A 24,018-nucleotide genomic window follows, 5' to 3' on the forward strand; every position below is an offset into this window, starting at 1 on the left:
AACGTGACGGCTGCTGGGCCGTCATCCGCCTCATGTCAATGCGGTCATCGCCCGCGCGATGCGAGGGCCGACAAGCCGCTCAGCCACGGAGAGGGAATACCACGCCGCACCTCCCACCTCCGATTCTTGGATACGCCCCACATCCGCCTGCGTCGTCAAGAACGAGTAGCCGAAGTCGAGATGGAAGTGTTCCGGCTCGTCCTTCGCCGGCCGCGCCGGAACTCTGCCGTACTCGACGTAGACCGGCATCTGCGATGCTGTGACGAGTCCGCTGGGATCAACACCGGTTTCCTCTACCAGCTCACGCACCGCCGCGCTGATCAACGTGGAGTCGGTCGGCTCAAGGTGTCCTCCCGGCTGCAGGGGCATCTCGTAGGCCAGGTGATCGACAAGCAGCACTTCGGTGCCGCTGCGGACCAGGAGAGCACCGACAGTTACATGCATCGAGAAGTTTCGCCGGGAAGCGAAACCCTCTCCCTCAGCCAGCAGCTTTACCGGCTCGGACAGCGACACGGCGTCGTCCGGATAGCACTCGAGGTAGGCCAAAAGCTCCGTTGAGATGTCCAAGTCACTGATTGCCACGAGCTGCCTGCGCTTCAGCATGTCGGGGGCCTCGTCCGCTCAGGGGTGCTGTTGCCTGCGTCGACCATCGGTAGGTGTGGTGTTCCCGGTGCACGGCGATCAGTGACACCTCGCTGATCGTCGCTGTCACTGCCGGCAGGTCACGCAGCTCGGCCAGCCGGTCGCGGATGGGGGCGGTGGGTGCGGGCGCACCGCTGTAGGCGATCGTGACGTGGGGCCGGAACCCGTCAGCTGGTTCGGGGACGGTCGGCCACACGGCAGCGATCGCGGCCCGGATCGCGGCGCGGACCCGTTCGACGGGGCTCCAGGGTCGGACGAGCAGGCCGATTCCTTCGGCGTCGGGGTCGACTGGGCCGAGGGACAGGTCCAGCGGCGGCAGGCCGGCGCACCGTTGCCGGGCTTCGGTGACGATCGCTTCGATGTCGCCGTCGGGCACCTCGTCGGTGAAGCCGAGGCCCTGCATGGTCAGATGCAGGCCGTCGATCGGCACCAGGTCCAGTCCGGGGAACTGGAGCTGGTGTTGAAGGTCGGTGACGAGGCGGTGAAGGTCGGGCTGTTCCTGGAAGGTGAGGTGCCAGGTGTAGAAGTGGCGGCCGGCGCGCCAGCCGGGACGCCAGTACCAGTGCTCGGTGAGTACGGCCAGGTCCCGGTAGGCGGTCCACCGCTGCCGCAAGCTGGCCAATTCCCGGCTGCTCATGTCGGCGATCGTAGGCCCGGTGGTGCCGCGCTGCCGGGATGCGTCAATTCGGTGAACAGGTCCGCGACGTCCTGTAGTCGCGAGTGACGGCCGAAGGGGTGAGCGGCGGCGAGGAATTGACGAGTGCGTTGGTAGACCGATTCGAAGCGGTACTCGGCGGTGAGGCTGAGTGCTTCCAGCGCCAGCCCAGCGGCGTGGTCGAGGTCGCCAGCCCGCGCGTGGGCCGTGGCCAGATCGAGGCGGCTGAGCGCCTGCGGACCGCGCAGCTGCGCCGCGTCGAACGCCGCGACAGCGGCGGTGAGATGGTCGACGACGCCGGTGGCGTCGCCGAGGACCAGGTAGGCCGTCGCCGCGTTTGCGGCGGCCCGGGTCGGGCAGTACGGGCCAAGGCTGAGGCTGGTGCTGACCTGCCCGTCCGCCGGCTGTTCGGGCAGCAGGGCGAACGTACGGTCCACGGCCTGGTGGACACCCCGGCGGTCGCCGAGGTGGGCGAGCGCCCGGGCCTGCCCGTTGATCGTTAGGCGGATGAGGTGCGGGCCGGCGCCAGCGTGGCGTAGGCCGTCTTCGGCGTAGGCGAGCGCGTCGCGGTGCTTGCCGGTGTAGTAGGCGACCAGGCTTTGGGTGGCGCGGGCCCAGGCCTGCGTGTCGGGTTGCCCAGCGGCGTAGGCGAGGTCGAAGGCTTCGGCGGCGTAGGCGTGCGCGACCGGGAAGGCTCGCAGGTCCAGGGCGAGGGCAGCGAGGAGCCCGGACAGGTGGGCGGCGGCGGAGTAGAGCCGGGCGCGTTGCGGCGGGTGCTGCCGGGCCACCATCAGCTGGTCGACGCTGACCCGCAGCGGACGCAGCCGGGCCACGAGCGTGGCCGGCGGGAGTCGCTCGTTGTCACTGATCGCCTGCCGCACTTCGTGCTCCAGGTGCGCCAGCCGTGCGTCGTCATCGGCCGTTACGGTCAGCGCGGACCGGCGGGCGGTGATGCGCTCCTCGTGCTCCCACCACACGGCTGCCGCGTCGGTGGCAGGGCCGGGGTCAGCGGGTGGGGGCGCCGGGCGGTGGCGGTGTTGGTGGTCCAGGTCGGCGATGCGGTCGTACTCGGCGGTCAGCACGCCACCGGTGCGCAACACCGCGTCGCAGCGGGACCAGAAGGACCGCTCGGGATGTTGGCGGCCGGTCTCGGTGTTCGCTACTGAACTGCGCCCGTACTGCACGAGCCGGGCCAGCCCGTGCTGGGTGTGGCCGGCGTCTTTACGCAGGTGGGCGAGGTGGCGACCGAGCGCGCGGCGAGCGGCGGCGATCTCGTCGTGGTCGACCATCGCTGCCACCCCCGGTGCCGCAGTCACGATGAGCCGACACCGTAGCTGCTCCCGGTGACACTTCTGCACCCTCGGGACTCCCTTCCGCAGTTGCCTGCGGGTGATGAATGCCCAGCTCACGGCGCTGGCTCCAACGGCGCGGGCCATAACGCGGACGGAGTGGATGTGGTGTCGGAGTTGTGTCGGCATCTGCCGACAATGTCGGCGCACGGCGCTGCGGGCGTGTCGACCGACCGGCGTCCTACGGTCCCTGCATGCCCTCCGAACGCGGCGACGTCACCGCTGGCCTGCCCCGTAAGCGGATGGCCGCAGGGCTGCTGATCACCGATGCGGACGATCGGGTTCTGCTGGTCGAGCCGGTCTACAAGGCCGGCTGGGAGATCCCTGGTGGGTGCGTGGAGGCTGACGAGTCGCCGTACCAGGCCGCGATCCGGGAATGCCGGGAGGAACTCGGCCTTGACCTGGCACCGGGTCGGATGCTCGTTGTGGACTGGGTGCCGGCCCGCGCCGGGCGGACCGAGGGCCTCATGGTCCTCTACGACGGCGGCACGCTCGGAGGCCGCGTGCACGAACGGATCGTGGTGCCGCCCGGCGAGTTGAAGGGCTGGGCCTTCTCCGACCCGCCACAGGCCGCCCAGCGGCTACCGCCGTTGCTGAACCGCCGGATCACCGAGGCGCTGCACGCCCGTGCGGACGGGTGCAGCTACTACCTCGAAGACGGCGTCCGAGTCACCTGACCGTAGGCCCACCGACCGGGGCGCCTCCCGGAACGGCGAAGCGTCGGTTGCGCCCGCCGGGAACGCCAACGGGACACTGCCGCTCCGGCCGTTTGCATCGCGACACCACCACCGCCCACCGTGCTCACCTTCGGGAGGTACCGCCATGCCGAAAACCGACCACCCCGACCGCACGCCCGCTCCTCCCGCGCCACCGCAGCGGGATTCGGTGCTGCCGGAGCTGCGGGAGGTGTGGTGGGAGACCGGCGTGCGGGCGCGAGCGCAAGCCGGCCTGTTCGCCGTCTTCTCCGAACTACCTCGCCTGGTCTGGGCCGCGCTCGTCGTGAGTTGGCGCGCCGACCGAGTACGGACGTCGGTGGTGGCGGCGACGACGGTGGCCGCGGGGGTGATGTCCGCGTTCGGGCTTCTCGCGGCGCAGCGGGTGCTGGTGGAACTCTTCGCCGGCGGGCCGACCGCCGACAAGGTGACCGCCGCGCTGCCCGCGCTGGCCGCGCTCGCAGCGGCCACCGCGCTGCGCGCCGGCATGGCCACCGCCATGGGGTACGCGCAGAACGGCCTCACCCCGAAGGTCGACCGGGAGGTGGAACGGGGCCTGTTCGAGGTGACCACCGCCGTCCGGCTGGAGGCCTTCGACGCCGACGCGTTCGCCGACGACATGGAACGCGCCTCCCGCGGCGCGAACTCCACCACCGCCCTGGTCCAGGCGTCGATGAACCTCCTCGCCGGGCTGGCCGGCGTGATCGCCGTCGCGGTCGCCGTGGTGGTGGTCCACCCGCTGCTGCTGCTCGCCCTGCTGGTGGCGACCGTGCCGAACGGGTGGGCGTCGCTGCGGGCCGGGCACCTGCGCTACCAGACGTACGCCGCCGGATCCGTCCGCCGGCGGCGGTTGTGGCTGCTGCACCGGTTGATGGCCGAGCGTGACTCCGCTCCCGAACTGCGCTCCTACGGGCTGCGCGAGTTCCTGCTCGACCAGTACGACCGGGTCATGAGCGTCGAGACGAGGATCCAACTCGCCCTGGCCCGCCGGGTCACCACGACCACCACCGTCGGCGCGATGATCGGCGGGATCGCCACCGCCGTGGTCTACGTCCTGCTCGGCCTGCTGCTCGTCGACGGTCAGATTCCGCTCGCCGCCGCCGCGACCTGTGTGATCGCCGTGCAGTCCGCGCAACGCTCGCTGGCTGTGGTGACCTTCCAGGTCGACCGGGTCTACACCGAGGGGCAGCACTTCCGCGACTACACCGGCTTCATGACCCGCGCCGCCGACTACCTGCCACCGCCCACCGAGCGGGCCGCCGGTGCGCCGGTCGCGGAGCGGCTGCGGGAGATCGCCGTCGACGCGGTGAGCCTGTGCTACCCCGACCGCGACACCCCGGCCGTCGACCGGGTCACCCTCACCATCTCCGCCGGGCAGACTGTGGCGTTCGTCGGGGAGAACGGTTCCGGCAAGTCCACCCTGGCCACCATGATCGCCACTCTCCGCACCCCCACCAGCGGCACCATCCGCTACAACCGCCGGCCCGGCGACGACTGGGGCACCGACACTCTGCGGGCCCGGATCGGCGTCGTGACGCAGGAGTACCACAAGTGGCCGTTCACCGCCGCCACCAACATCGCCATCGGCGACATCACCACCACGACGGAGCAGGACCGGATCGAGGCCGCCGCCGCCCGCGCGGTCGCCCACGACATGATCACCGACCTGCCCCACGGGTACGAGACGCTGCTCGACCGGACCTTCGCCGGCGGCCAGGATCTCTCCGGCGGCCAGTGGCAACGCATCACCGCCGCCCGCGGTTTCCTGCGTGACGCCGACGTCCTCATCATGGACGAACCGTCCTCCGCCCTCGACCCCCGCGCCGAGGACGCCCTGTTCCAGGCCATCCGCGACCGGCAGGGAACCGGCATCACCATCCTGATTACCCACCGGCTCGCCAACGTCCGCCACGCCGACCGCATCTACGTCCTGCACCACGGCCGCCTTGTCGAAGCCGGCACCCACGACCAGCTCATGAGCGCCGACGGGCGGTACGCCGAGCTGTTCACCCTCCAAGCCGCCGGTTACGACAGCCCCACCGCGCACACTCCGACGCTGCCCCGCCAACCCGCCTCCGCCTGAAGGACCACCAGATGGACAAACCGCACGCTACCGATCTCGCCCCAACGCTGGTGATCATCCGCGGCAATTCCGGCAGCGGAAAGACCACGGCCGCCCGCGAGGTCCGACGCCGCTATGGACGCGGGGCTGCCCTGCTGGAGCAGGACTACTTGCGCAGAACCCTGCTCCGCGAACATGACAGCGCCCACATCGACCCGGTAGCCCCAGCGTTCATCACCGCGACCGCCCGCACCGCCCTCGACCTGGGCTACCACGTCATCCTGGAAGGCATCCTGCACACCGAACGCTACGCCCCCGTGCTGCACCAGCTCATCGACCAACACCCCGGTCCGGTCGCCGTGTTCTACCTCGACGTCTCCATCGACGAGACCATCCGCCGCCACCTCAACCGAGACGAGCCAATACCCGTCACCCCCGACGAGATGCGCCGCTGGTACACGCACCGAGACGTACTCAAGGTCCCCGGCGAAACCACCATCCCCGAACCCCAGACCCTCGAGCAGACGGTTACCACGATCCTGCAGGCCAGCGGCCTCATCAGCGCCATACCACAAACGCCCTGCCCACGACGCTGCCGACACTGCGCCCGCAAAGCCGACACCCCGCCCGCCGCTGCGACGACCAGCTGACCAAGCGCACCCGCACAGGTCTGACGCCCCCGCCTGGCCGTGGCGGGCCACTGCCAGGCGGGGCAAGCCTCGACCAGCAACGGCGGGTAGACGACCTACGCAGCCACGACCGCACGGTAGGGTAACGATCTACATCGAAGACCGCCTCTGGCTAGCGCTCGGTCATCTCGCTCAGCCGGCCGAGGCGCGATGGCCCCGGGAGGCGACGGTGGCAGGCCCGAACGAGGTGAGCGAAGCGTGGCGCGCGCTTGGCCAGCAATTGGCCGCGTACCGCAAGGCGGCCGGCCACACCCAGCACTCACTGGCGCCCAGGATCCTTACCGGCCGCAGCACAATCGCGAACACCGAAGTCGGGCGCCAGCACCCAGACCGGGCCTTCTGGAACCGCTGTGACGAGGTCCTCGACACCGACGGTGCCCTCACCGCCGGGTACGACCGGGTCGTGGCCATTGAGCAGAAGTACCGCCGGGCCAGGGGAACAGCAGCATTCACCACCGCTCTGACCGCGGCCGGTACCACCCCGGTGACCGACACGAACGGCCAGCCCGCAGGGGAGGCGGATATCGTGATGACTGTGGCAGACGGGCGAGGACGGCACGTTCAGGTCAGCCGCCGGGCTCTCCTGCAGGCGGTCCCCGGCAGTGTGGTGGCGTCCCTGTCGAGTGCGGAACCGCTGCCCTCAGCGACACGGGCGGCGCAGGTTGATCCGGCTGTCGTGGAGCACTTCGCGGCACTGCGGTCGGTGCTCGTGGAATCCGACAACCGGGTCGGCGCCGCGGCCATCCTTCCCACGGCCCGACAGCAGCTCGGTCACATCGCCGACTACCGCCGAGCCGCACGAGGCAGCCTGCGCGACGCGCTGTTGAGTACCGAGGCTCGGTGGGCGGAATTCGCCGGCTGGCTCAGCGACGATCTGGGCGACCGGGACGCTGGCGAATGGTGGCTCGCCCAAGCGTTGACCATGGCCCAAGAAGCCGGCGACATGGAGTTCACCGCCTACGTTTTCGCTCGCATGGCACAGCGGGCCAGCGACGCCGCCGACCAGGACCGCGTACTCGGGCTCGCCCGTGCCGCCGAGCGCGCTGGCAGCATCCGGGAGCAGGTGCGCGCGTTCGCGGCGGTGCAACGCGCCCACGGGCACACGGTCGAAGGTGACGCCGGCTCGTTCCGGGCCGCCATCGACGAGGCCCACCACCTCGCTGCCGCCACCGGAACAGACAGCGGTGGGCTCGGTGCGTTCTGCACCACGGCGTACATCAGCGCGCAGGAGGGCGAGGGCTGGCTTCGGCTGGGTCGCCCCGGCGTCGCCGTCCGGTGTTTCGGCGAGGCTCTCGACGCGTGGCCGGAAACCTACCGACGGGAACGGGGCCGCTACCTGGCGCGCACCGCCGTCGCCCACGCCGCCGCTGATGAACCCGAGCTGGCCGCTGCCGCCGCCCTCGCCGCGCTCAACCTGGCCAACCTCACCCGCTCGGCACGCATCCAACGCGAGGTCGCGATCGCAGGCCGCCAGCTCGCGGCGTTTCCCACCGAGCCCGCAGTGCAGCAGTTACATGCCGCCCTGGCCGCTTCCACAGCGACCTCGTGACCGACAGCAGCGGCGCCGGTGGCAGGGTCGATGCCGCCTTCGTCGGCCGGGCCAACATCGACCTGACCATCCATGTGCCCCACCGTGCCCGACCCGGCCGCACCGCCATCGGCTCGCCTCTGACTGCCAACGCCGGAGGCAAAAGCCTCAACCAGGCCATCGCTGCCGCCCGCCACGGCGGGCGCGCCGCCCTGATCGCCAACGTCGGCGCGGACACCTGGGGCCACCAGATCACTACAGCGCTAACCGACGCCAGGGTCGACACCCGCCGCGTCCGGCTCGTCCCCGACGCCACCACCGGAGCGGCCATCATCGAGGTCACCCCAGACGGCGAAAGCTACATCACCCTCGCACTCTCACCCGCCACCGAACTCACCACCGACGACATGCACCGAGCCACCGCCGGCCTCGCTGCGGAAGCCGTGATCGTGCAGCTCGACCTACCACCCGAGCCCGTAACCACACTGCTGAGCCACCGCCGCGCGCCGATCGTCATTGGCAATCTCGTTCCTAACCCTGACCTCGACCCCCGGCTGCTCGCGGAACTCGACGTCCTCGTGGTCAACCAACACGAAGCCGCCGCCATCCTGCGCACCACCGCCGGCAACCCGCTCGACTCCGCCGCCGCACTGCAACGCCTCGGCCCCCGTACCGTCGTCGTCACCGCAGGCCCCAACGGTGCCGCCTTCACCCACCCCTATGGATCCGGCACCGTGCCGGCACCTGCCGTCCCGGTCGTCGACACCACCGGAGCCGGCGACGCCTTCCTCGGCTCTCTTGCCTTGGACCTCGCCCGCCATACCCCGCTACCCGACGCCATCACCGCCGCCGTCCACGCCGGCTCCCACGCCGTCGGGCACAGCGGCGCTCACATCCGACACACCAACTCCGCTGGCGGAGGCCCTCGCTGAAGGGCAGCTGCTCAGTCGCTGCCATTCACCTTCGACCGAGCGTCGAGACAAGGTCTACCGGTGGGCGTCACCTTGTAGGGCAGCCGCCTCATCCACCCTCATCGGCGATTTCGGTGACACCGCGCACCCACTGCAGGTACGGCCGTGAACCAGCGACCGCTGGCAGCGCGACGATCTCCGGGTTGGACCACTCGTGATGCTTCCTCAGGTAGCTCTCCAACTGGGGATACGCTCCGGCGCTGGACCTGAGCACCACCTGCTACTCCTGGCCGGTGCCAAACGACCCCTCATGCCAGAAGGCTGACTCGGCCGGCCCCACGACCTGGCCGCCAGCCGCCAACCGCTCCCGCACCGCGCCCTGCACCAACCGCCGCGCGACCTCCAGACTGCCCGCAGCGGTATACACATACAGGACCTCATTCATGAAGCTGACCCTACTCAGGGTGCAGCTGAGCTAGGCGGAGCTCACTGCGATATCGATGCGCGGGTAGCCGCATTCGACGGGAGATGACGGATGGCACGCCGTGACTACTTCAACGACCCCAGTGCGCCAGCTGCCAACAGTGTGGTGCCGTCGGTTGTGGCGGCGGTGCGTAACCAGCGCGGTGAGCTGTTGATGATCCACCGCACCGACAACAACCTGTGGGCGCTACCCGGCGGTGGCCACGACATCGGCGAGTCGATCTCCGACACGGTGGTGCGGGAGGTGCGCGAGGAGACCGGCATCGAGGTGGAGGTCACCGGCCTGGTCGGGATATATAGCAACCCCCGCCACGTGATGGCCTATGACGACGGTGAAGTACGGCAGCAGTTCTCGATCTGCTTCACCGCCCGGCCCATCGGCGGGCAACTGGGGACCTCCAGCGAGTCGCGTCAGGTCCGCTGGGTGAACCCCGCCGAGCTCAACCAGTTGGACATCCACCCCTCGATGCGGCTGCGTATCGACCACGCCCTCAAGGAACGGGCGACGCCATACATCGGTTGAACAAGGAGGGGCGCTGCACCGCCGGAGGACGTCCCGGGCCAACGTCGCGTGAGTCAGGTGACGGCCAGGCGAAAGACCTGCCGGGAACCGCCTTCCGGACCGGGATCGACGGCCTCGGCAGGGGTGAATCCAAGGCGTTCGTAGAAGACACGTGCACCGCTGACGGAGGCACCAGGGTGATCGGTCCCGAAGGTGACCACCTCAAGGGTGCCGGGGCCCTTTACGAACCGGCGCATCGCTTCCGCCATCAGCGCACGGCCGACGCCCTTTCCCCGTGCCTGCTCAGATACGACAAGCCAGTGGACGTGGTAGGTCGGGGCCTTCGCCGCGAACAACAGCCCACCCAGGAGATCCGGCCCCGAGGCGACAGCGACGATCGCCGTGGACCGGCGAACGTGCTTGCGGACAGCGTCATGGAAGCCGAGATCCTCGGTCATCGGGCCGAACCAGCACTCGACCTGGGCCGCCAGGCCAAGGAAACCATGGAAGTCTTGCTCTCCCGCAAGTCTGACGATCACCCGAGCAGTCTGACAGGAGCGAGGCAAACCTTGCCTGACGCGGCACCATGCACGCGGGGTAAGCGGGATCAGCCAGCAGATCGTCTCCCGCCGCAGCCGGCGGCCACTGCGCTTGGGGTTTCCTACCGATCCTCCCGACGCGAACACCTGCATCGCCGTTCCTTCGATCGTCTGTGCGAATGCTTACTGACGGCGGCTGCCTGGGGCAACGACCGCTCTACGGGTCTGGTTGCCTCGCGAGTAGCCCGGTAGGTTCGGGCATCAAGAACTTTCATTACCCTCGATTGGAGATGCCGGCTACGTGTCGCAGATCGAGAAGATCGCCGGTGAACTCCGCGCGTTGATGGCTGGAGTCGAACGCGCGCAGGGGTTGGCAGCCGTCGCCGACAGTCAGGCGCAGGAGGTGGCGTTGCGGGCCGCCAGCGCGGGCTTCCTCGCGGTGGCGGCGGGTGTGGCGCGGGTACGCAACGCGATCACGGGCATCCAGGGCGGCCTGGGAAGTCTCGCCGGTTCGATCGGTGAGGCGACGAAGGCCACCGCGGCGGTGCCGAACGAAGCCACCCCGCAGGAGACGATCGCCGGGCTGGCACCGGTGCAGAGCGCCGTGGACGCCGTTCGTGACGCGGCGACTGGTGCCATCACCGGAGTCGGTGAGGCGCAGCAACTCGTCGCCGTGGTTCTGCAGGGCGGGCAGCCCGGGCCGCTGTTGCAGGCCTTGGAGGCCATCAAGCAAGTCTTGGTGCTGGTCGTGCAGCGCACCGGCGGGGCCCGGCAGGCCGTCGAAGGGGCGATCGCGCAGGCCCGGCAGTTGGGGTCGTCGGGAAACTGACGGGGGCTGGCGGTCATCCACCGGCCAGCCCTACCCCTGCTACCACCGGCGGCCCATCCCCGACGGCCCCCACCCTGGGCGGCACCGTCTCCACCGACGCTGACGCAGTAACCCCGTGGGCCAGGCGTCCCACCGGCGTCGCCGGCGGGTCACCTACCGGACGTCGAACTCGCATCTCGCCGAACGAGAAGCCTCGGGAGCGGCGTGCCCTGGAGTTGGAGAACGAGTGTGCCGACAGGGTCGCCGGCAAGGGGTACCGGGTTCACCAGAACCCCACGAGGCAGGAGGTCGCGGACGCTCGACGCGAGACCGGGGATTCTGGGAGGCCGGAGAAAGCACCCGATTTCCTCATCGAGGGGCATGTGTTCGACTGCTACGCGCCCACTGCTCCTGTGCCGGCCCGCGCCGTCTGGAGCGCCGTGTCCAGGAAGGTTGACACGGAGCAGACCCAACGCGTGATGTTGAACCTCCACGACTGGCGAGGAGACCTCGCCGCCCTGCACAAGCAGTTCCACGACTGGCCCATCACAGGGCTGAAGGAATTGGCAGCGGTAACGCGCGACGGTGCGATCATTCAGATCATCCGGCGAGACTAACGAAGGGATGCAGATGGCTGTCGAGTACCGGCTGACGCTGGCGGGCAACCTCCCACTCGAACAGGTAGCGGAGCTGGCTGCTCCCGGAGCGGTCGAGACGTCCACGGCGTCCGGCGGCAGGATGCTCAGCGCCGACCTGAACGACGAGCACGGGTACGTCGTGGACATCACCGGCGGCCGGCACGGCTACTACAGCGCCGAGGACGACGGTGGCGCTCTGTGGGAATGGGAGCCGGAGGCCTACGTCGACGTCAGCTTCTACATGCGCAAGGACACCATGGTCGACAAGGGCAAGCCCCACATGCTGGCGGCCGTGGCCAAAATCCTCACCGGCAGGGCCGAGGACGCCGCCCTGACCCTCAACGGCGATGTCCTGATGCTGACGCGCGTCGCGGGCACCCTCCAAAAGCACAACACTGACGGCTGGTACGACGAAGACTGCGACAGGATTCTTCACCCCTGACAGGTATGTCTGTCAGGGGCATGGCGACTGCCCGGAGGGTGACCGGCGGCTCTCAAGGCCTCGTGATAGCCGAAGATGGGGACGCTTCGAAGGGCCTGGATGGCCAGAAGTGTGGCGGATCAGCTGAACCGTCACGGGTTGAACCTGTTCTACCGTGACCAGATGCCTGAGACGTTCGAGGTCGACCGAGTCGACCGAATCGCGGACATCCTTTTCGGCGTCGCGACAGCGAAGGGACTGATCGGCTATGGCCCCCTCGCGAAGCGGGTGGACACAAGGCCGGACTTCCTGAGCCAGCCGCTCGACAAGGTCTCCCGTCGAGCGTTCGACAAGGGTGAGCCGCTGTGGAGCGCGTTGGTCGTCTCCCGTAGCACCAACCGACCGAGTTCGGGCTTCTACGGCCTGGCTCGAAAGATGCGGCCCGAGTATGCCTCGCTGGGTGACGACGAGTTGTGGGAGCAGGAACGCGAGCGCTGTTACGAAGCGGCTTCCTAAACTCGTAAGCCTGCAGAGCTGCCCAGGTGGGCTCTCGATCGCTGGACTAATATTCCGACACGCCCCGCCGGCAAGCATTGATCTGATTACCCAAGGATGTGCACCTTGCGCCTGACGAAGCAGGTGATTCAACAACTGTTGGATCAGAATGAAGGATTCGAGGCGTCGACTCACTATAGCGACAGAAACAACACCAACGATAGGCACTACCAGATTGTGAGTGGAGAGTTACGTATCCGCGAAACAGGCAAGACTTCATGGGCGGACAGTCGTTATGACAACGAGTTCATAGCTGACGAGGACCAAACGAGGAGGTTCCTGAGGAACAACCTTGGCGCCTTGAATACTGACGGCTTCAACATAGACTGAGACAACCAGCGCCACTTTATGTTGCAATTCGTCGCGCTCTCATCGGCTATGGGTGGTCGCCTGGTCGGTCGCGGTCAGCAACGCGGCGAGACGCTGGTGCACCCAGGAGCCGGGACCTGCCTACGCCGGTGCGGCCGGGCCTGCCCGGCTGATTTCCGGCGGCGAAGCGCAGCGCCGAGGCCAGCCGGGCAAGGCGGGCATCGACGTTAGGCCAGTGTTCGCTGGCGCGACCGGTGTGGTCGGGCAGAGCCGTAGCGTGACGACGGCCGACGTGCTCGACGGTGGCGCGCAGCGCCCGCTGGCGGCCAGGTCGACATCCTGCCGGCTGCAGGTAGCATCCGCGCTCGGTGAAGGGGGCCGCCTTACTCTCCCTGCGTGGAACTATCCCTGGACTCCGCGTTCGCGATCTTCGACGCCCAGGACTCCGGGTGCGTCTCCTACGGCGTCGAGGCGTCCGGACGCCGCTGGTTCGTCAAGACAGCCACCACCGCGCCCAGCCGCCGTTCCTTGCTGTGCGCCGCCCGGTTTTACGCCACGGTCCAGCACCCGGCGATCGTGCGCCCCGAGCACGTCCTCGACGGGCCGACGCTGGTCTACCCGTGGCATGACGGCACCGTGCTGAACCACGCCACCATCCACGGCTCGGACCGCAGCGCCCTGCACCGGTTCCAGCAACTACCCCTGCCCGACGTCGAAACGGCCATCGACACCATCCTCGACGCACACCTGGCCGTCACCGCCGCCGGCTACGTCGCAGTCGACCTCTACGACGGCTGCTTCCTCTACGACTTCCACGCCCGTCGACTACGCCTGATCGACCTCGACGAGTACCGTCCCGGGCCGTTCACCCTCGACACCGACCGCCTCCCCGGATCCCGCCGGTACATGGCTCCCGAAGAACTCGTCCGCGGTTCCGTCATCGACCAGCGCACCACCGTCTACACCCTCGGCCGCACCATCCACCACCTCCTCGACTCCCCATCCGGCTGGCGCGGCTCCCACCACCAGATGCAGGTAGCCGTGAACGCCACCGCCACGACACCTGCCGACCGATACCCCGACGTGGCAGCACTCACTGCCGCCTGGCGTACCACCCTGCCGAGCCCATAGCCCGGAGCCCGGGGCAGGCATCATCATCTTCGATGATGTGCGCGGTGTGTGCTCTCCAGCGGATGCCAACCCGGGTGAACCGGTGCCAACGCGGGTCACCGCGGCCGACCGCCGGTCGCAAACCGGCGTTCGTGTGCTCGGGCTGTGGTCCTGGGCTGGGCGAACGGGGTTCCGGCGAACGTGGGTGAACGTGGGCCACTCCCTGCCACCCCAGGTGAACCCCAGGTCGCTAGACTAGGCGCTCGCGCCCTCGTAGCTCAGGGGATAGAGCATCGGTTTCCTAAGACGACGCTCTATCTGTACCCATAGCTGGATGACCTGCGGGTTTCTATTTTGTTTTCACATTGGTGGGTCGCACGCGCCCGTCGCTGTGCTCGCTTGCTGAAGATCAGCAGAACAGGTGTAAGTCCTGCTCAGGCCCTTGTTAGGTCGGTTCGACGCGTCCTTGCGGGATCCGGTGAAGTTGCCGTGCCGCGTCAGTTTACGGTGCCGCGAGAGCGTGGGCCAGCAGCGCGGCGAGTTTGGCTGCGCGTGCCGGGTGGTGATGACTGATCCAGGTAACTCGTCCGATGAGGTATTGAGCGAAGTCGGGGTGGCCGGTCCGGTTCTGCGCGGCGAGGCCGGTGCGGGCGGCGTTGTGGAGGATGGCGCGGAGCTGGTCGTATTCGTCGCGTGGTGTGGCGGGGTGTTGGTTGACGACGAGTCCAGCGAGGAGTTGCCGGTCCGCGCGCCCGCGGACGCGGGTCTTGGCTGGATGGACTTGGAAGCCCTCGTCGCGGGCGATGTCGGTGACGTCGGCGATCAGGTCGTCGATGCGGCGGGTGGTGAGGTCGCCGGAGAAGGCGAGGTCGTCGGCGTACCGGCTGTAGGTGATGGCGAAGGCGTCGGCGAGGCCGGTGAGGCGTCGGTCGAGTCGGTAGGCACACAGGTTCGCCAGCGCGGGTGAGGTGGGCGCGCCTTGTGGCAAATGGCCGGTGCGCAGCGCGGCGAGCCGCGCCGCTCGGTGCGGCAGCTCGGTCGGTGCGCGGCGCAGGACGGGGTTCGGGGTGCGGGTGGTGCAGAGTCCGGTGAGGGTGTGTGCGACGGATTCGGGGTAGCCGGCGGTGCGGAACAGGCCGTGGACGCGGGTGGCGGGGATGTGGGTGAAGAAGGCGAGCAGGTCGATCCGGACGACGACCGGCTGTGCGGTGTGGATGCCGGCGAAGGTGTGCGCGGAGCGGCCGGGGACGAATCCGTGGGCGGCGGGGTGGACCGGGATGGGGCCGAGGACCTCGGTGAGGAGCTGGCGTTGCAGGGCGCGCAGCCGGGACTTCGGTGCCTCGATCAGCCGGCCGCCCGCGGTCCACCGGTAGTGGTAATGGTGCAGGCGGTGGGCGGTGGCGCGGCGGTTCATGGCGCGTCGGTCGGCGTACCAGTCGAGGTGCTCGATGCTCAGGTCGAGCATCGCGGCCAGGTCATCGACGGTGTCTATGACTGGGGTGTGCCAGGGGCGGCGGATGGTGCGGGTCGGTGTCACGGGTCGGGCGCGGATGGCGATCGGTCGCTGGTGCTGGCGGGCGGTGGCGACTGCCGCGCGCAGTGGGTCGACGTTGCTCAGGAACGTGGCCAGTTCGCGTGGCCGGTCGGTGGGTGGGCGCGGGTAGGCGACCAGCACCGCGTCGGCGACCGGCCACAGCCAGCGCCGTCGTACTCCGAGGACGAGCCCACCCTGGTCGATGAGATCGGCGCGGCGCCAGCTGTCGCCGGCGAGGAACGCGTCGGCGAGCGCGGTGGCGAGGGCGTGAATGGTGGTCACGATCGGGCCGGTGGTGGCAGCGCGTCCCGACGATGCCCGGTCGTGCGGGTGCACAGGCTCGCGGAGCGTGCCGACGCACCTGTGGTGTGGTGCCGAGGTGAGTAGTCCGTCCCCGGGGTTGCCCCGGAGAGACCATGACCGGACCCCACGTGGGGGGCCGGCCTGGTCAGCTCGGGACACGCTGCCATGGGAGCAGCGTAGGGAACGGAGACCGTCATCGGTGTCCGCAGTGTGTGGGGCGGCGAGGAATACCGATGAGAGAGGCGGCGCCCGATGAGCTGGCCTCAACCATGACGGTCTCCTGATCGGTGTGCGATTGCTATTCGTGGCGCAAGAGTGCGGGGGTGGGGCGGCCGGCGGACGTGGTGGCCAGGATGGTGATCAGGGTGCCGAGGACGACCCCGGCGGCGGCAAGAGTGAGCATGGGCCTGATGGTGTGGAGCAGGTCGGCGAAGCTCGCAGTGCGCAGTACGGCTGCTGCCGTCCCGGCGGTGAGGATGACGGCCGCGGCGGTGATGAGTTGACCGAGGATCAGACCACTGACTGACTCGGTGAGGTCCGCGGCCGTGAGGGTTCGCCGGGGCGCGCCGATCACCGCGAGGGGGACGTTCGCGCGTCGGGTGGCGATCCTGCGGTCGACGGTGGACATGGCGAAGGCGATGAAGCCCATGGCGGCAGTGATGAGCAGCCCGGCGGTGACGAGGACGATGACGGCGCCGGCGTCGAAGCCGGTCGGGATCTCGCGGTATCCCTGCACCACTGCGGTGGGGGCGAGGGCGGCGGTGACGGCGTACCAGTCCTCGAGCTTGCCCTGGTCGGCGGTGACCTTCGCGACGATGGTCCCCTGCCGGGGCGTCTCGGCGACGACGATGTCGGTGCCTTGCCCGAACGGTGAGGTGTTCAGCGGGGCGGTGTCGGCAGGAATCGTGAAGGCCGTGACCGCGGCATCTCCGTCGTCGGCTGGCCTCAGGGTGGTCCCGGGCGGTAGCTGGTCGGACCACTTCGCCCGGTACGCCTTTCCCGGTGTGCAGGTCCAGGTGGTGTCGAACAGCACGGCGAGGCTGGCGCAACTGCCCCGGACGACAGAGACCTGTTGCTGCTGCCCGGCGACCGTGGCGATGCCGCTGAGGCTCTCGTAGTAGGCGATATTGTCGGTGCCGACGACGGGAGTCAGCTTGTCGGCGAGGGCTTGGTCACCAGTCAGGATCGTCTGCGGCAACCACCCGGTGTCGGACACCTGCCGGGCGGTGTTCGCCGCCTGATAGGCGGCGGTGCCGATGGTGCCCACGCCACCGATGAACAGAGCGACCATCAGCGCGCCGACCAGACGCGAGGCCAGGTTGGGCGCCTGCAGGACGCGACGTGCGGCGAGGGTCACCCACACCGGTCGGGCGGTCCACCGCAGCAGAGGTGCCCAGAGGCGGGTGAGCAGCGCTGGAAGAACGAGCGGCAGGGTGAGCGCCACGCCCAGCATCCCGGCGGCGAGCAACGCCAGTGCTGGCATCGTCGTGTCACCGAGCCACATCGCCGCCAGCAGCGCCGTGACCGATGCGATGAAGGCGAGCAGCCGCCACGCTCGAGGTGCCGGGGTCGCGGTTCTACGGCGGGTGGTCACCGGGCGCAGAACAGCAGGCGTTGCCCCTGCCACGGCCACTATGACCGCGAACACCGCGATTATCGCTCCGGCGGTGGCGGCTCGACCGGCGCCGACGTGCACGTCCGTGGCGTACCAGCGGAAACGGCCCAACGACCAGTCGGCGCTGATTGCCCGTAGCAGCGGGAACGCCGCATAGCCGAGTGCGACGCCGATGGTGGCGGCGACACCGGTCTCGACCGCGTTGACCGCCTGTGCCTGTCGCGCCGACGCCCCGAGTAGCCGGAGCGCGGCCAGCCGCTGCTCCCGCGCGGAGGCCGACAGCCCGGCGGCGGTGGACAGCAGTACCGCCAGTGGTGCGAGGAGGAAGAACGCGAACGCGAACGCGACCATCCGTCCGGGAGTGAGCAGTCGCTCCAGATCAGAAGTGCCTCGCTGCACCGCCAACCGCCGGTTGGCATCGGAATCGCCGAAGCCCACCACCGGAACGGCGTCCGCCGGCATTCGAGCCGCGTCCACACCCACGTACGCGATCAGCTCGTCCGGCGCGGTCAGGCCCGCAGCGCCGATCGTGCCGACCACCCGCTGCGGGAAGCGCTGCCGCGCGTGCGGGTTGGCGGCGATGAGCTCACGCAGCGCCGGGGAAACCACCACCTCGCCGGCGGCCGGCAATTGCCCGACTCCGGGCGGAACGGGAGCACCACCGCTGGCCCCACTGACATTCACCCGACGTAGCAGGCGACCGGCGACCGCGTCATCGATCGTCAGGACCCGCAACCCCTGATCTGCGCCGGGTTGCGTCACCGGGGTCCGGGAGATGACCCGCAGGTCCTGGGCGTCCACCACGGTCGGCACCGCGAGCGCGCCGAGGACCAGCACGATGCCGACCGCCGCCCCGGCGCCGAGCAGCACCGTGCGCACCAGCGCCCGGCGTCCACCGCGCACCGTCAGCCGCAGTCCCAACCACATCCATGGCAGATAGCGACCTACGGCACTCATCGCGCAGCCACCGTCTCCAGCACGCGGCCATCGCGCATGCGCACCACCCGGTCTGCTCGCTGCGCCACCTCCGCGGCGTGCGTCACCACGACCACGGCGGCATGTCGTTGCCTCGCCGCGGCGAACAAGCAGTCCAGGACCGCCTCACCGCTGGTGGAATCCAGCGCGCCAGTCGGCTCGTCGGCGAAAACCACCTGTGGCTCGTGCACCAGTGCCCGAGCCACCGCGGCCCGCTGCGCCTGCCCACCCGACACCGCGCCCGCCTGCCGCGACGCCAGGTCTCCGATACCTAACTCCTCGAGCAGATGCAGCGCCCGTCGGTGAGCCACCGCTGCCCGTACCCCGGTCATCCGCAGCGGCAACTCCACGTTCTCGCCGAGTGTCAACTCCGGCACCAGGTCACCGAACTGCAACACAAACCCGAAGGAGGTCAATCGAAGGCGGCTGCGCGCCGCGTCCGACTCGGCCGACAGCTCCCGCGACCCGAAGTACACCTCGCCGGCGTCGGGACGCAGCAGGCCCGACAGCACATGCAGCAGGGATGTCTTGCCGCAGCCGGAGGGACCGGTGATCGCCACCGTCTCGCCCTTCTCGACGGCGAACGAGAGATCGTCGAGCGCGACGGTCCGGCCGAAGCGCAGCCGGACGCCTCGACAGCCAGCGAGACCGGGAAACGTCGTACGAGGCACCTTCATAGATGAACCCTATAGCCCTTCTGCTGTGGAGTGTGGGTATGAATCGCCGAACGAGCGGCCGTCGAGAGACGGCCGCTCGTCGTACCGTCGAACTAGCAGCTCACCAGTGCGAAGCTTTCCGCCTCGTTGTCGAAGTTCGCGAACGTGCGCAGGTTGCTCACGGAGGTGTTCTTCGAGATGGTGATACGGGTGCCCGAGAAGCCGTCGTTGTCGTACAGCACCGCGCACTTGCTGGTGTTGTTGATAACCGAGCTGATCTCGTTGTCCCCGTTGAATCCGTTGATCTCGTACCGGTCATTCGAGATGGTGCCCGGGACGTAGTCCACGTACTTGCTGCCGGTGTATCCGAAGTCTTCCCACATGCAGATCCGGCCGCTGGAACAGGTTCCCGCGGCGTACGCCGGGACAGCGAACCCGGCCACACCGAGGACGATTCCTGTTGAGGTGGCGGCCAAGAGTCGCTTGACACGGTGCGACATGTCGCTCCTTCTGCTGTAAGTGGAGAGGGGCGTTGCCCGCCATCCACCTTCGACTAAAACCTATTTCTCGCGCCTCAGAGCGTGCCGAACGCTGCTGCAGTCAACATTCGGTAAGCCGAAAGGTGAGGTGCCCTTGACTCGGGTGGAGATTCGGGGCAGGGCTAGCGGCGAAGATTGGCGGTCTCGTGCCGGTCGAAGCCGATGCTGGGCACATGCCCAGGAGTCGCCATATGGTCGAGCCGATCAATGCGGCAACGTCTGCTCAACGTATCCCCCGTGGATGTAGCAGTGCCGAGGTCAATGAGTCTCACAGATCACGGCCATCGATGCAACCCTTTGTGATCGGCTGGTTGCAGCATGCGTTTTGCGTGTGCACGGCGCACCTCGTGACCATGCGCCTCAGCCTCCCGCGCGTGGGCCCAGGTGTCGCATGGGAAGCCACCCTGTCGTGGAGCGCCACGCCGCTTGCAGCGGGCGGCGGCGTTCCAGCTCTTGGATCGCCGTTCGACAGGTGGTGGCAGGTGCGGCGAGCGGGACGGGCTGTCCCCGCCGTCGAACGTCGTCGCAAGCCACTCGGGGTGGACGGGATGCACGCGCCCAGCGGGCGGGGTTGACACGCTCGCCCGAACACCGTCAGATGCAAGGGCCTGGCCCTCACGAAGCGGCGATCCTGCCCCGCTCATCGCCGGGTGTGGTTTCCGCCTGCGGCCACTGGTGGGCGACCTGCAACAGAGCCGTCGTGGGCGGCCATAGTGTGTTGTGAGGCAACAAATGCGACCGTCGGACGAGGAGTTGTGGTCCTCGATCGCCGCCGGTGACGAGGTGGCGTTCGGTCGGCTCTTCGACCGGTATTCCCGTCCGGTCTACAACCACGCGTTCCGGCTGACCGGGTCGTGGTCGACGGCCGAGGACGTCACGCAGGCGACGTTCCTCGTCGCGTGGCGCCGCCGGCACGACGCGCGACTCGTGGACGGATCGGCGCTGCCGTGGTTGCTGGTCGTCGCCACGAACGCGGTCCGCTCGGAGTGGCGGTCGGCGCGCCGGTGGCTTGCGCTGATTCGGCGTCTACCGGGAGAGCGGTACGCCGATGGTGACCTCGCCGAGGACGTCTCTGCGCGGCTCGACGACGAACGGCGGATGACCGAGGTCCTCGCGGTGGTCCGCCGGTTGCCGCCGGCCGAGCGGGAGGCGGTGGCGTTGTGCCTGTGGTCCGGTGTGTCGTACCCGGACGCGGCGGCCGTCTTGGGCATCAGCGAGGTGGCGGTGCGGTCGAGGGTCAGTCGTGCGCGCAGCCGCCTGGCCCGTTTGATGCCGCAGGAGATCCAGGAGGGGAAACGGTGAACGACATTCTCGACCTGCCCGCGGAGCGGGACCTGCCTCCGGGAGCGGCGCTCGCGATGCGGGCCCGGCTCCTCGGCGTCGCGAGCCCGCCTCCCGCACGTACGCCACGACTGAGGATCGCCGTGGCTGTGGCGGCGCTGCTGACCGTGGCGTCCGGGGCCGCGGCGGTGGCGTGGGACCGGCCGGACCGCTCGACCGCACAGGTGCTGGCGATGGGGCCCGGGGAGCTGTCGCCAACGCTGCAGAAAGCGGCCGAGCGGTGCCTGCAGTGGAGTTCCCCGCAACGACAGACCCGGCAAAGTCCGGGTGAGCAACCCGTCCCGGTGTCCCTGGCCGACCTCGCGGTGGCTACCGAGCGAGGTGACCGCGCGCTGGTGTTGTTCATGAACGACGTCGGCTACACCACGTGTGACGTGGAGTGGGCGGGAACGCCCCGGGAGTCCGGCGGGGGCGCCACTGAGCCGTGGCCGCACGGTGACCTGCTGCCCGGGCCGGTGCAGCGGCTGCTGCTGACCTCCACCGAGTTCGACGGCGGGGACGTCAGCGTCAGCGGCCGGGTCAGCAGCCGCGTCCACCGGCTCGTCCTCGATCACGGCGACGGCCACACCACCACAGCACGACTTTCCGATGGCACGTTCGGCCTCATGACCAGCGACGCAAGACTCAAGGCCGGCAACGACCCTGAACTGGTCAGCTACGACTCCGGAGGGATCGAGATCGACAGGCGCCCGCTGTTCCAGGCCGAGGACCAACTCGAGCACTGCTACACGGGCCCGGACGGGAAGCCGATCTACGGCAAACCGACCAGCGACTGCCGTCCCGCCGAGACGTGGGGGCGTTAGCCATGATTGGAGGCTGACCGCTGCCCGGGGCGTGGGTCGTCACTCACGGGTCAGCCCCGCCGGCAGCGCGTCCTCGCCGGGTCGGACCTGGCGGGAATTGGCCACCGGGTCACGGTCCAGGGTGTGAATCAGTGGTGCCGGGCCGCCGACGCAGGTCCAGGTGTCGTCCCACAGCGCGGAGACCAGCCATGACCGGTCGGCGGGGAAGAACAGATCGGGTAGAACGCCGTGAGCGTGGCGGATATGACCACCGGTGCGCCAGGTGAGGGCTTGCTCGAGGCCGGCCTCGACCAGCACGTACGGCCAGCTCCAGTAGAGGAACACCCTCGGGGCGTCGGGGAAGACGACGTCGTGGGCGCCGGTGTCGAGGTAGGCCAGCCACCACGGCTGGTCGGCGGTGTGCATGGTGAGGTCCTCGACCAGGGCCTGCTCGTAGGCGGCGGCGGTGACGTCATCGGCCTGGTACGTGGTGGCGTAGGCGTCAAAGACCGGCGGGATGGCGGTGGTGATCGAAACGCCGGCAGTGGTGTGCCCGGCGATCCAGCCCACGTCGGCGGCGGCGCCGATGCGCCAACTCCGCCCGTCCTTGCTGACCTGCACACCGCCATTCAAGCCGCTGCAGCGACGGTTGGCGTAGGAATCAGGCCAGTCAAGGAACGGCGGCCCGCCCGTTATGGGCAGTCACGCCGTACGCCTTCCCCGCGCTCGATCGATCCCCGGCTCTCGCACATCCTGTCCGAGGCGCCGGCCAGCGACGGCGGGAGGCTGGGTCGCCGTGCCCGCGGGGCCGGGGTGGGGATGGCTGTGTGTGTTCCGCCGTGATCGTGGCTGAGCTTCGAGGTGCCACCCGCTCCCGCCTCGCGGACGCGTTGGTTGAACGGGCACGGCCCCGGTGGCCGTAGAACCGATGCCTGGGGCGGTGGGTATGGCTGCGTGTGTTTCGCCGAGATTGCTTGGCTGACGGTAGGAGATGCCACCCGCCGCTTCATCGTCTGCGAGATTCGGTAGACCGCTGATGGAGATCCGCGACCTGCGTTCGCATCGTTAGAAGGTGCCGGCAAACCCGAACCCACAGACGAGGGCCCAACGAAGAAAACCGATCATGTGAAGGAGCGCGAGGGTGGCGAAGCTGTGGATCGGCGTGGACATCGGCAAGGCACACCACCACGTCGCCGCCGTTGATGGCGACGGTCGGCTGGTCTACTCCCGCCGGGTCGCCAACGACGAGACCGCCCTCCTGACGGTCATGGCCGAGGTGTCGACGCACGGCCGTCCGGTCTGCTGGGCGGTCGACGTCACCACCGGCCTGTCGGCGCTGCTGCTGACCCTGCTCTGGCGGCGCCAGGTCCAGGTCCGCTACGTCTCCGGCGCCGTCGCGTTCCACATGGCCGCTGCGTTCGCCGGGGAGAACAAGACCGACGCGCGCGACGCGGTGGTCATCGCCCAGACGATTCGCATGCGCCCGGACATCCCAATCCTGGATCCCTCCGACCGGCTCATTGCCGAGCTGACCGTGCTGACCGGGTACCGCGCCGACCTCGTCGGCCAGCGCGTCGCGACCCTGTTCCGATTGCAGGAACTGCTCACCGGGATCAGCCCGGCGTTGGAGCGAGCTGTGGAACTCAACCGCAAGGGCCCGATGATGGTGCTGGCCTGCTGGCAGACTCCGGCCGCGATCCGGCACGCCGGCGTCGACCGGATCACCGCCCTACTCCGACGCGGCCAAGTCAAGAACGCCGTCCAGGTCGCCGAGGCGATGGTGGCCGCTGCGCGGCAGCAGACCGTCACGCTCCCCGGCCAACGTGCCGCGGCCGTGGTGGTGGGGCAGATGGCCACCGAGATCCTCGCCCTCGAACAACGCATCGCCGCCGTCGACGACCTCATCGCCGAACACCTCAACCAGCACCCCTTGGCGCCGATCGTGGGCAGTCTGCCGGGCATGGGCCCCTTGCTTACCGCCGAACTGCTCGTCCACACCGCCGGCATGACCGAGTACGACAGCCCCGCGAAACTCGCTGCTCACGCCGGCTTGGCACCTGTTTCCCGCGACTCCGGAACGGTTTCCGGCAACCATCGGCAGCCTCGCCGCTATCACCGGCGGCTGCGGCACATTCTGTGGATGGCCGCCTTCACCGCCGCCCGAGAATGCCCCACCTCCCGCGCCTACTACGAGAAGAAACGCGCCGAAGGCAAAAACCACCGCCAAGCCATACTCGCCCTCGCCCGACGACGCGTCGACGTCCTCTGGGCCCTCATCCGCGACAACAAAACCTTCACCCAACCGGCACCAGCGGTTCGCGCCGCAGCCTGAACCAGCCCGCTCCCCGCCGACGCGACC

General features: G+C 69.0%; 24 protein-coding genes and 1 pseudogene. 15 read left to right on the plus strand and 10 right to left on the minus strand.

Annotated elements, in window-relative coordinates:
- Positions 1-30 precede the first annotated feature (30 nt).
- From ABD52_RS01170 to ABD52_RS01180, 3 genes are read right to left on the minus strand one after another with little or no spacing between them, the layout of a single operon-like run.
- Positions 31-603, minus strand: coding sequence for an NUDIX hydrolase (locus ABD52_RS01170; RefSeq protein ID WP_235437293.1), 573 nt, complete (start codon positions 601-603; stop codon positions 31-33).
- Positions 569-1,279, minus strand: a complete 711-nt coding sequence (locus ABD52_RS01175) for a 2'-5' RNA ligase family protein (RefSeq protein WP_047890459.1) — start codon at positions 1,277-1,279, stop codon at positions 569-571. The genes ABD52_RS01170 and ABD52_RS01175 overlap by 35 nt, the downstream gene beginning before the upstream one ends.
- Positions 1,276-2,613 carry a helix-turn-helix transcriptional regulator gene (locus tag ABD52_RS01180; protein ID WP_235437294.1) on the minus strand — a complete coding sequence of 446 codons (1,338 nt, stop codon included), beginning with the start codon at positions 2,611-2,613 and terminating at the stop codon, positions 1,276-1,278. The genes ABD52_RS01175 and ABD52_RS01180 overlap by 4 nt, the downstream gene beginning before the upstream one ends.
- A gap of 227 nt (positions 2,614-2,840) precedes the next feature.
- On the opposite strand from ABD52_RS01180, the gene ABD52_RS01185 reads away from it, so the two are divergent.
- The 5 genes from ABD52_RS01185 (at position 2,841) to ABD52_RS01205 (ending at position 8,570) form a co-directional block, all read left to right on the plus strand.
- Complete coding sequence (locus ABD52_RS01185; protein WP_082171162.1) at positions 2,841-3,323, plus strand: NUDIX hydrolase; 483 nt, start codon at positions 2,841-2,843, stop codon at positions 3,321-3,323.
- Positions 3,324-3,468: 145 nt separating this feature from the next.
- On the plus strand, positions 3,469-5,442 hold the full coding sequence (locus tag ABD52_RS01190) for an ATP-binding cassette domain-containing protein (RefSeq protein ID WP_047890462.1): 1,974 nt from the start codon (positions 3,469-3,471) through the stop codon (positions 5,440-5,442).
- Between the two features lie 11 nt (positions 5,443-5,453).
- Positions 5,454-6,071: an AAA family ATPase gene (locus ABD52_RS01195; protein WP_047890463.1), complete on the plus strand. Its 618-nt coding sequence runs from the start codon at positions 5,454-5,456 to the stop codon at positions 6,069-6,071.
- A gap of 208 nt (positions 6,072-6,279) precedes the next feature.
- The gene (locus tag ABD52_RS01200; RefSeq protein ID WP_047890464.1) at positions 6,280-7,659 is read left to right on the plus strand and encodes a helix-turn-helix transcriptional regulator; all 1,380 of its coding nucleotides are present in this window, start codon (positions 6,280-6,282) and stop codon (positions 7,657-7,659) included.
- A complete protein-coding gene (locus tag ABD52_RS01205; protein ID WP_047890465.1) occupies positions 7,656-8,570 on the plus strand; it encodes a PfkB family carbohydrate kinase in 915 nt (304 codons plus the stop codon). The genes ABD52_RS01200 and ABD52_RS01205 overlap by 4 nt, the downstream gene beginning before the upstream one ends.
- Before the next feature lie 88 nt (positions 8,571-8,658).
- On the opposite strand, the pseudogene cutA reads toward ABD52_RS01205, so the two are convergent.
- Positions 8,659-8,994: pseudogene (gene cutA / locus ABD52_RS40510) on the minus strand (divalent-cation tolerance protein CutA).
- A 90-nt stretch (positions 8,995-9,084) separates the two neighbouring features.
- Between cutA and ABD52_RS01215 the strand changes: the two are divergent.
- Positions 9,085-9,555, plus strand: coding sequence for an NUDIX hydrolase (locus ABD52_RS01215; protein ID WP_047890466.1), 471 nt, complete (start codon positions 9,085-9,087; stop codon positions 9,553-9,555).
- A gap of 53 nt (positions 9,556-9,608) precedes the next feature.
- On the opposite strand, the gene ABD52_RS01220 is transcribed toward ABD52_RS01215, so the two are convergent.
- Positions 9,609-10,073, minus strand: coding sequence for a GNAT family N-acetyltransferase (locus tag ABD52_RS01220; protein ID WP_047890467.1), 465 nt, complete (start codon positions 10,071-10,073; stop codon positions 9,609-9,611).
- Positions 10,074-10,374: 301 nt separating this feature from the next.
- On the opposite strand from ABD52_RS01220, the gene ABD52_RS01225 reads away from it, so the two are divergent.
- The 6 genes from ABD52_RS01225 (at position 10,375) to ABD52_RS01245 (ending at position 13,935) form a co-directional block, all read left to right on the plus strand.
- Positions 10,375-10,902: a DUF6244 family protein gene (locus ABD52_RS01225; RefSeq protein WP_047890468.1), complete on the plus strand. Its 528-nt coding sequence runs from the start codon at positions 10,375-10,377 to the stop codon at positions 10,900-10,902.
- Between the two features lie 209 nt (positions 10,903-11,111).
- The gene (locus ABD52_RS01230; protein WP_235437300.1) at positions 11,112-11,498 is read left to right on the plus strand and encodes a hypothetical protein; all 387 of its coding nucleotides are present in this window, start codon (positions 11,112-11,114) and stop codon (positions 11,496-11,498) included.
- 13 nt (positions 11,499-11,511) lie between these two features.
- Positions 11,512-11,961: a SitI3 family protein gene (locus ABD52_RS01235; RefSeq protein ID WP_047890527.1), complete on the plus strand. Its 450-nt coding sequence runs from the start codon at positions 11,512-11,514 to the stop codon at positions 11,959-11,961.
- A 162-nt stretch (positions 11,962-12,123) separates the two neighbouring features.
- Entirely contained in the window at positions 12,124-12,456 is a 333-nt protein-coding gene (locus ABD52_RS01240) for a hypothetical protein (protein ID WP_152748165.1), read from the plus strand.
- A 105-nt stretch (positions 12,457-12,561) separates the two neighbouring features.
- Positions 12,562-12,825, plus strand: coding sequence for a hypothetical protein (locus ABD52_RS38885; protein ID WP_152748166.1), 264 nt, complete (start codon positions 12,562-12,564; stop codon positions 12,823-12,825).
- A gap of 375 nt (positions 12,826-13,200) precedes the next feature.
- On the plus strand, positions 13,201-13,935 hold the full coding sequence (locus tag ABD52_RS01245) for a serine/threonine protein kinase (protein WP_047890471.1): 735 nt from the start codon (positions 13,201-13,203) through the stop codon (positions 13,933-13,935).
- Positions 13,936-14,416: 481 nt separating this feature from the next.
- Here ABD52_RS01245 and ABD52_RS01250 read toward each other — a convergent pair whose 3' ends face one another.
- The 4 genes from ABD52_RS01250 to ABD52_RS01265 all read right to left on the minus strand — a co-directional run bounded on the left by ABD52_RS01250 (position 14,417) and on the right by ABD52_RS01265 (position 19,497).
- Positions 14,417-15,730: a reverse transcriptase family protein gene (locus ABD52_RS01250; protein WP_047890528.1), complete on the minus strand. Its 1,314-nt coding sequence runs from the start codon at positions 15,728-15,730 to the stop codon at positions 14,417-14,419.
- A gap of 319 nt (positions 15,731-16,049) precedes the next feature.
- Complete coding sequence (locus ABD52_RS01255; RefSeq protein WP_152748167.1) at positions 16,050-18,323, minus strand: hypothetical protein; 2,274 nt, start codon at positions 18,321-18,323, stop codon at positions 16,050-16,052.
- Entirely contained in the window at positions 18,320-19,018 is a 699-nt protein-coding gene (locus ABD52_RS01260; protein WP_046569657.1) for an ABC transporter ATP-binding protein, read from the minus strand. The genes ABD52_RS01255 and ABD52_RS01260 overlap by 4 nt, the downstream gene beginning before the upstream one ends.
- Before the next feature lie 92 nt (positions 19,019-19,110).
- The gene (locus ABD52_RS01265; RefSeq protein ID WP_082171164.1) at positions 19,111-19,497 is read right to left on the minus strand and encodes a peptidase inhibitor family I36 protein; all 387 of its coding nucleotides are present in this window, start codon (positions 19,495-19,497) and stop codon (positions 19,111-19,113) included.
- Between the two features lie 771 nt (positions 19,498-20,268).
- Here ABD52_RS01265 and ABD52_RS01270 point away from each other — a divergent pair.
- Both ABD52_RS01270 and ABD52_RS01275 read left to right on the plus strand, forming a co-directional pair.
- Positions 20,269-20,838, plus strand: coding sequence for an RNA polymerase sigma factor (locus tag ABD52_RS01270; protein WP_047890474.1), 570 nt, complete (start codon positions 20,269-20,271; stop codon positions 20,836-20,838).
- Complete coding sequence (locus ABD52_RS01275; protein WP_047890475.1) at positions 20,835-21,680, plus strand: hypothetical protein; 846 nt, start codon at positions 20,835-20,837, stop codon at positions 21,678-21,680. The genes ABD52_RS01270 and ABD52_RS01275 overlap by 4 nt, the downstream gene beginning before the upstream one ends.
- Before the next feature lie 39 nt (positions 21,681-21,719).
- Here ABD52_RS01275 and ABD52_RS40030 read toward each other — a convergent pair whose 3' ends face one another.
- The gene (locus tag ABD52_RS40030) at positions 21,720-22,280 is read right to left on the minus strand and encodes a hypothetical protein (protein ID WP_176722852.1); all 561 of its coding nucleotides are present in this window, start codon (positions 22,278-22,280) and stop codon (positions 21,720-21,722) included.
- Between the two features lie 520 nt (positions 22,281-22,800).
- Here ABD52_RS40030 and ABD52_RS01285 point away from each other — a divergent pair.
- Positions 22,801-23,991: an IS110 family transposase gene (locus tag ABD52_RS01285; RefSeq protein ID WP_047890476.1), complete on the plus strand. Its 1,191-nt coding sequence runs from the start codon at positions 22,801-22,803 to the stop codon at positions 23,989-23,991.
- Positions 23,992-24,018: the final 27 nt, after the last annotated feature.

The sequence above is a fragment of the Micromonospora sp. RV43 genome (assembly GCF_001029515.1).
GTDB lineage: Bacteria > Actinomycetota > Actinomycetes > Mycobacteriales > Micromonosporaceae > Micromonospora > Micromonospora aurantiaca.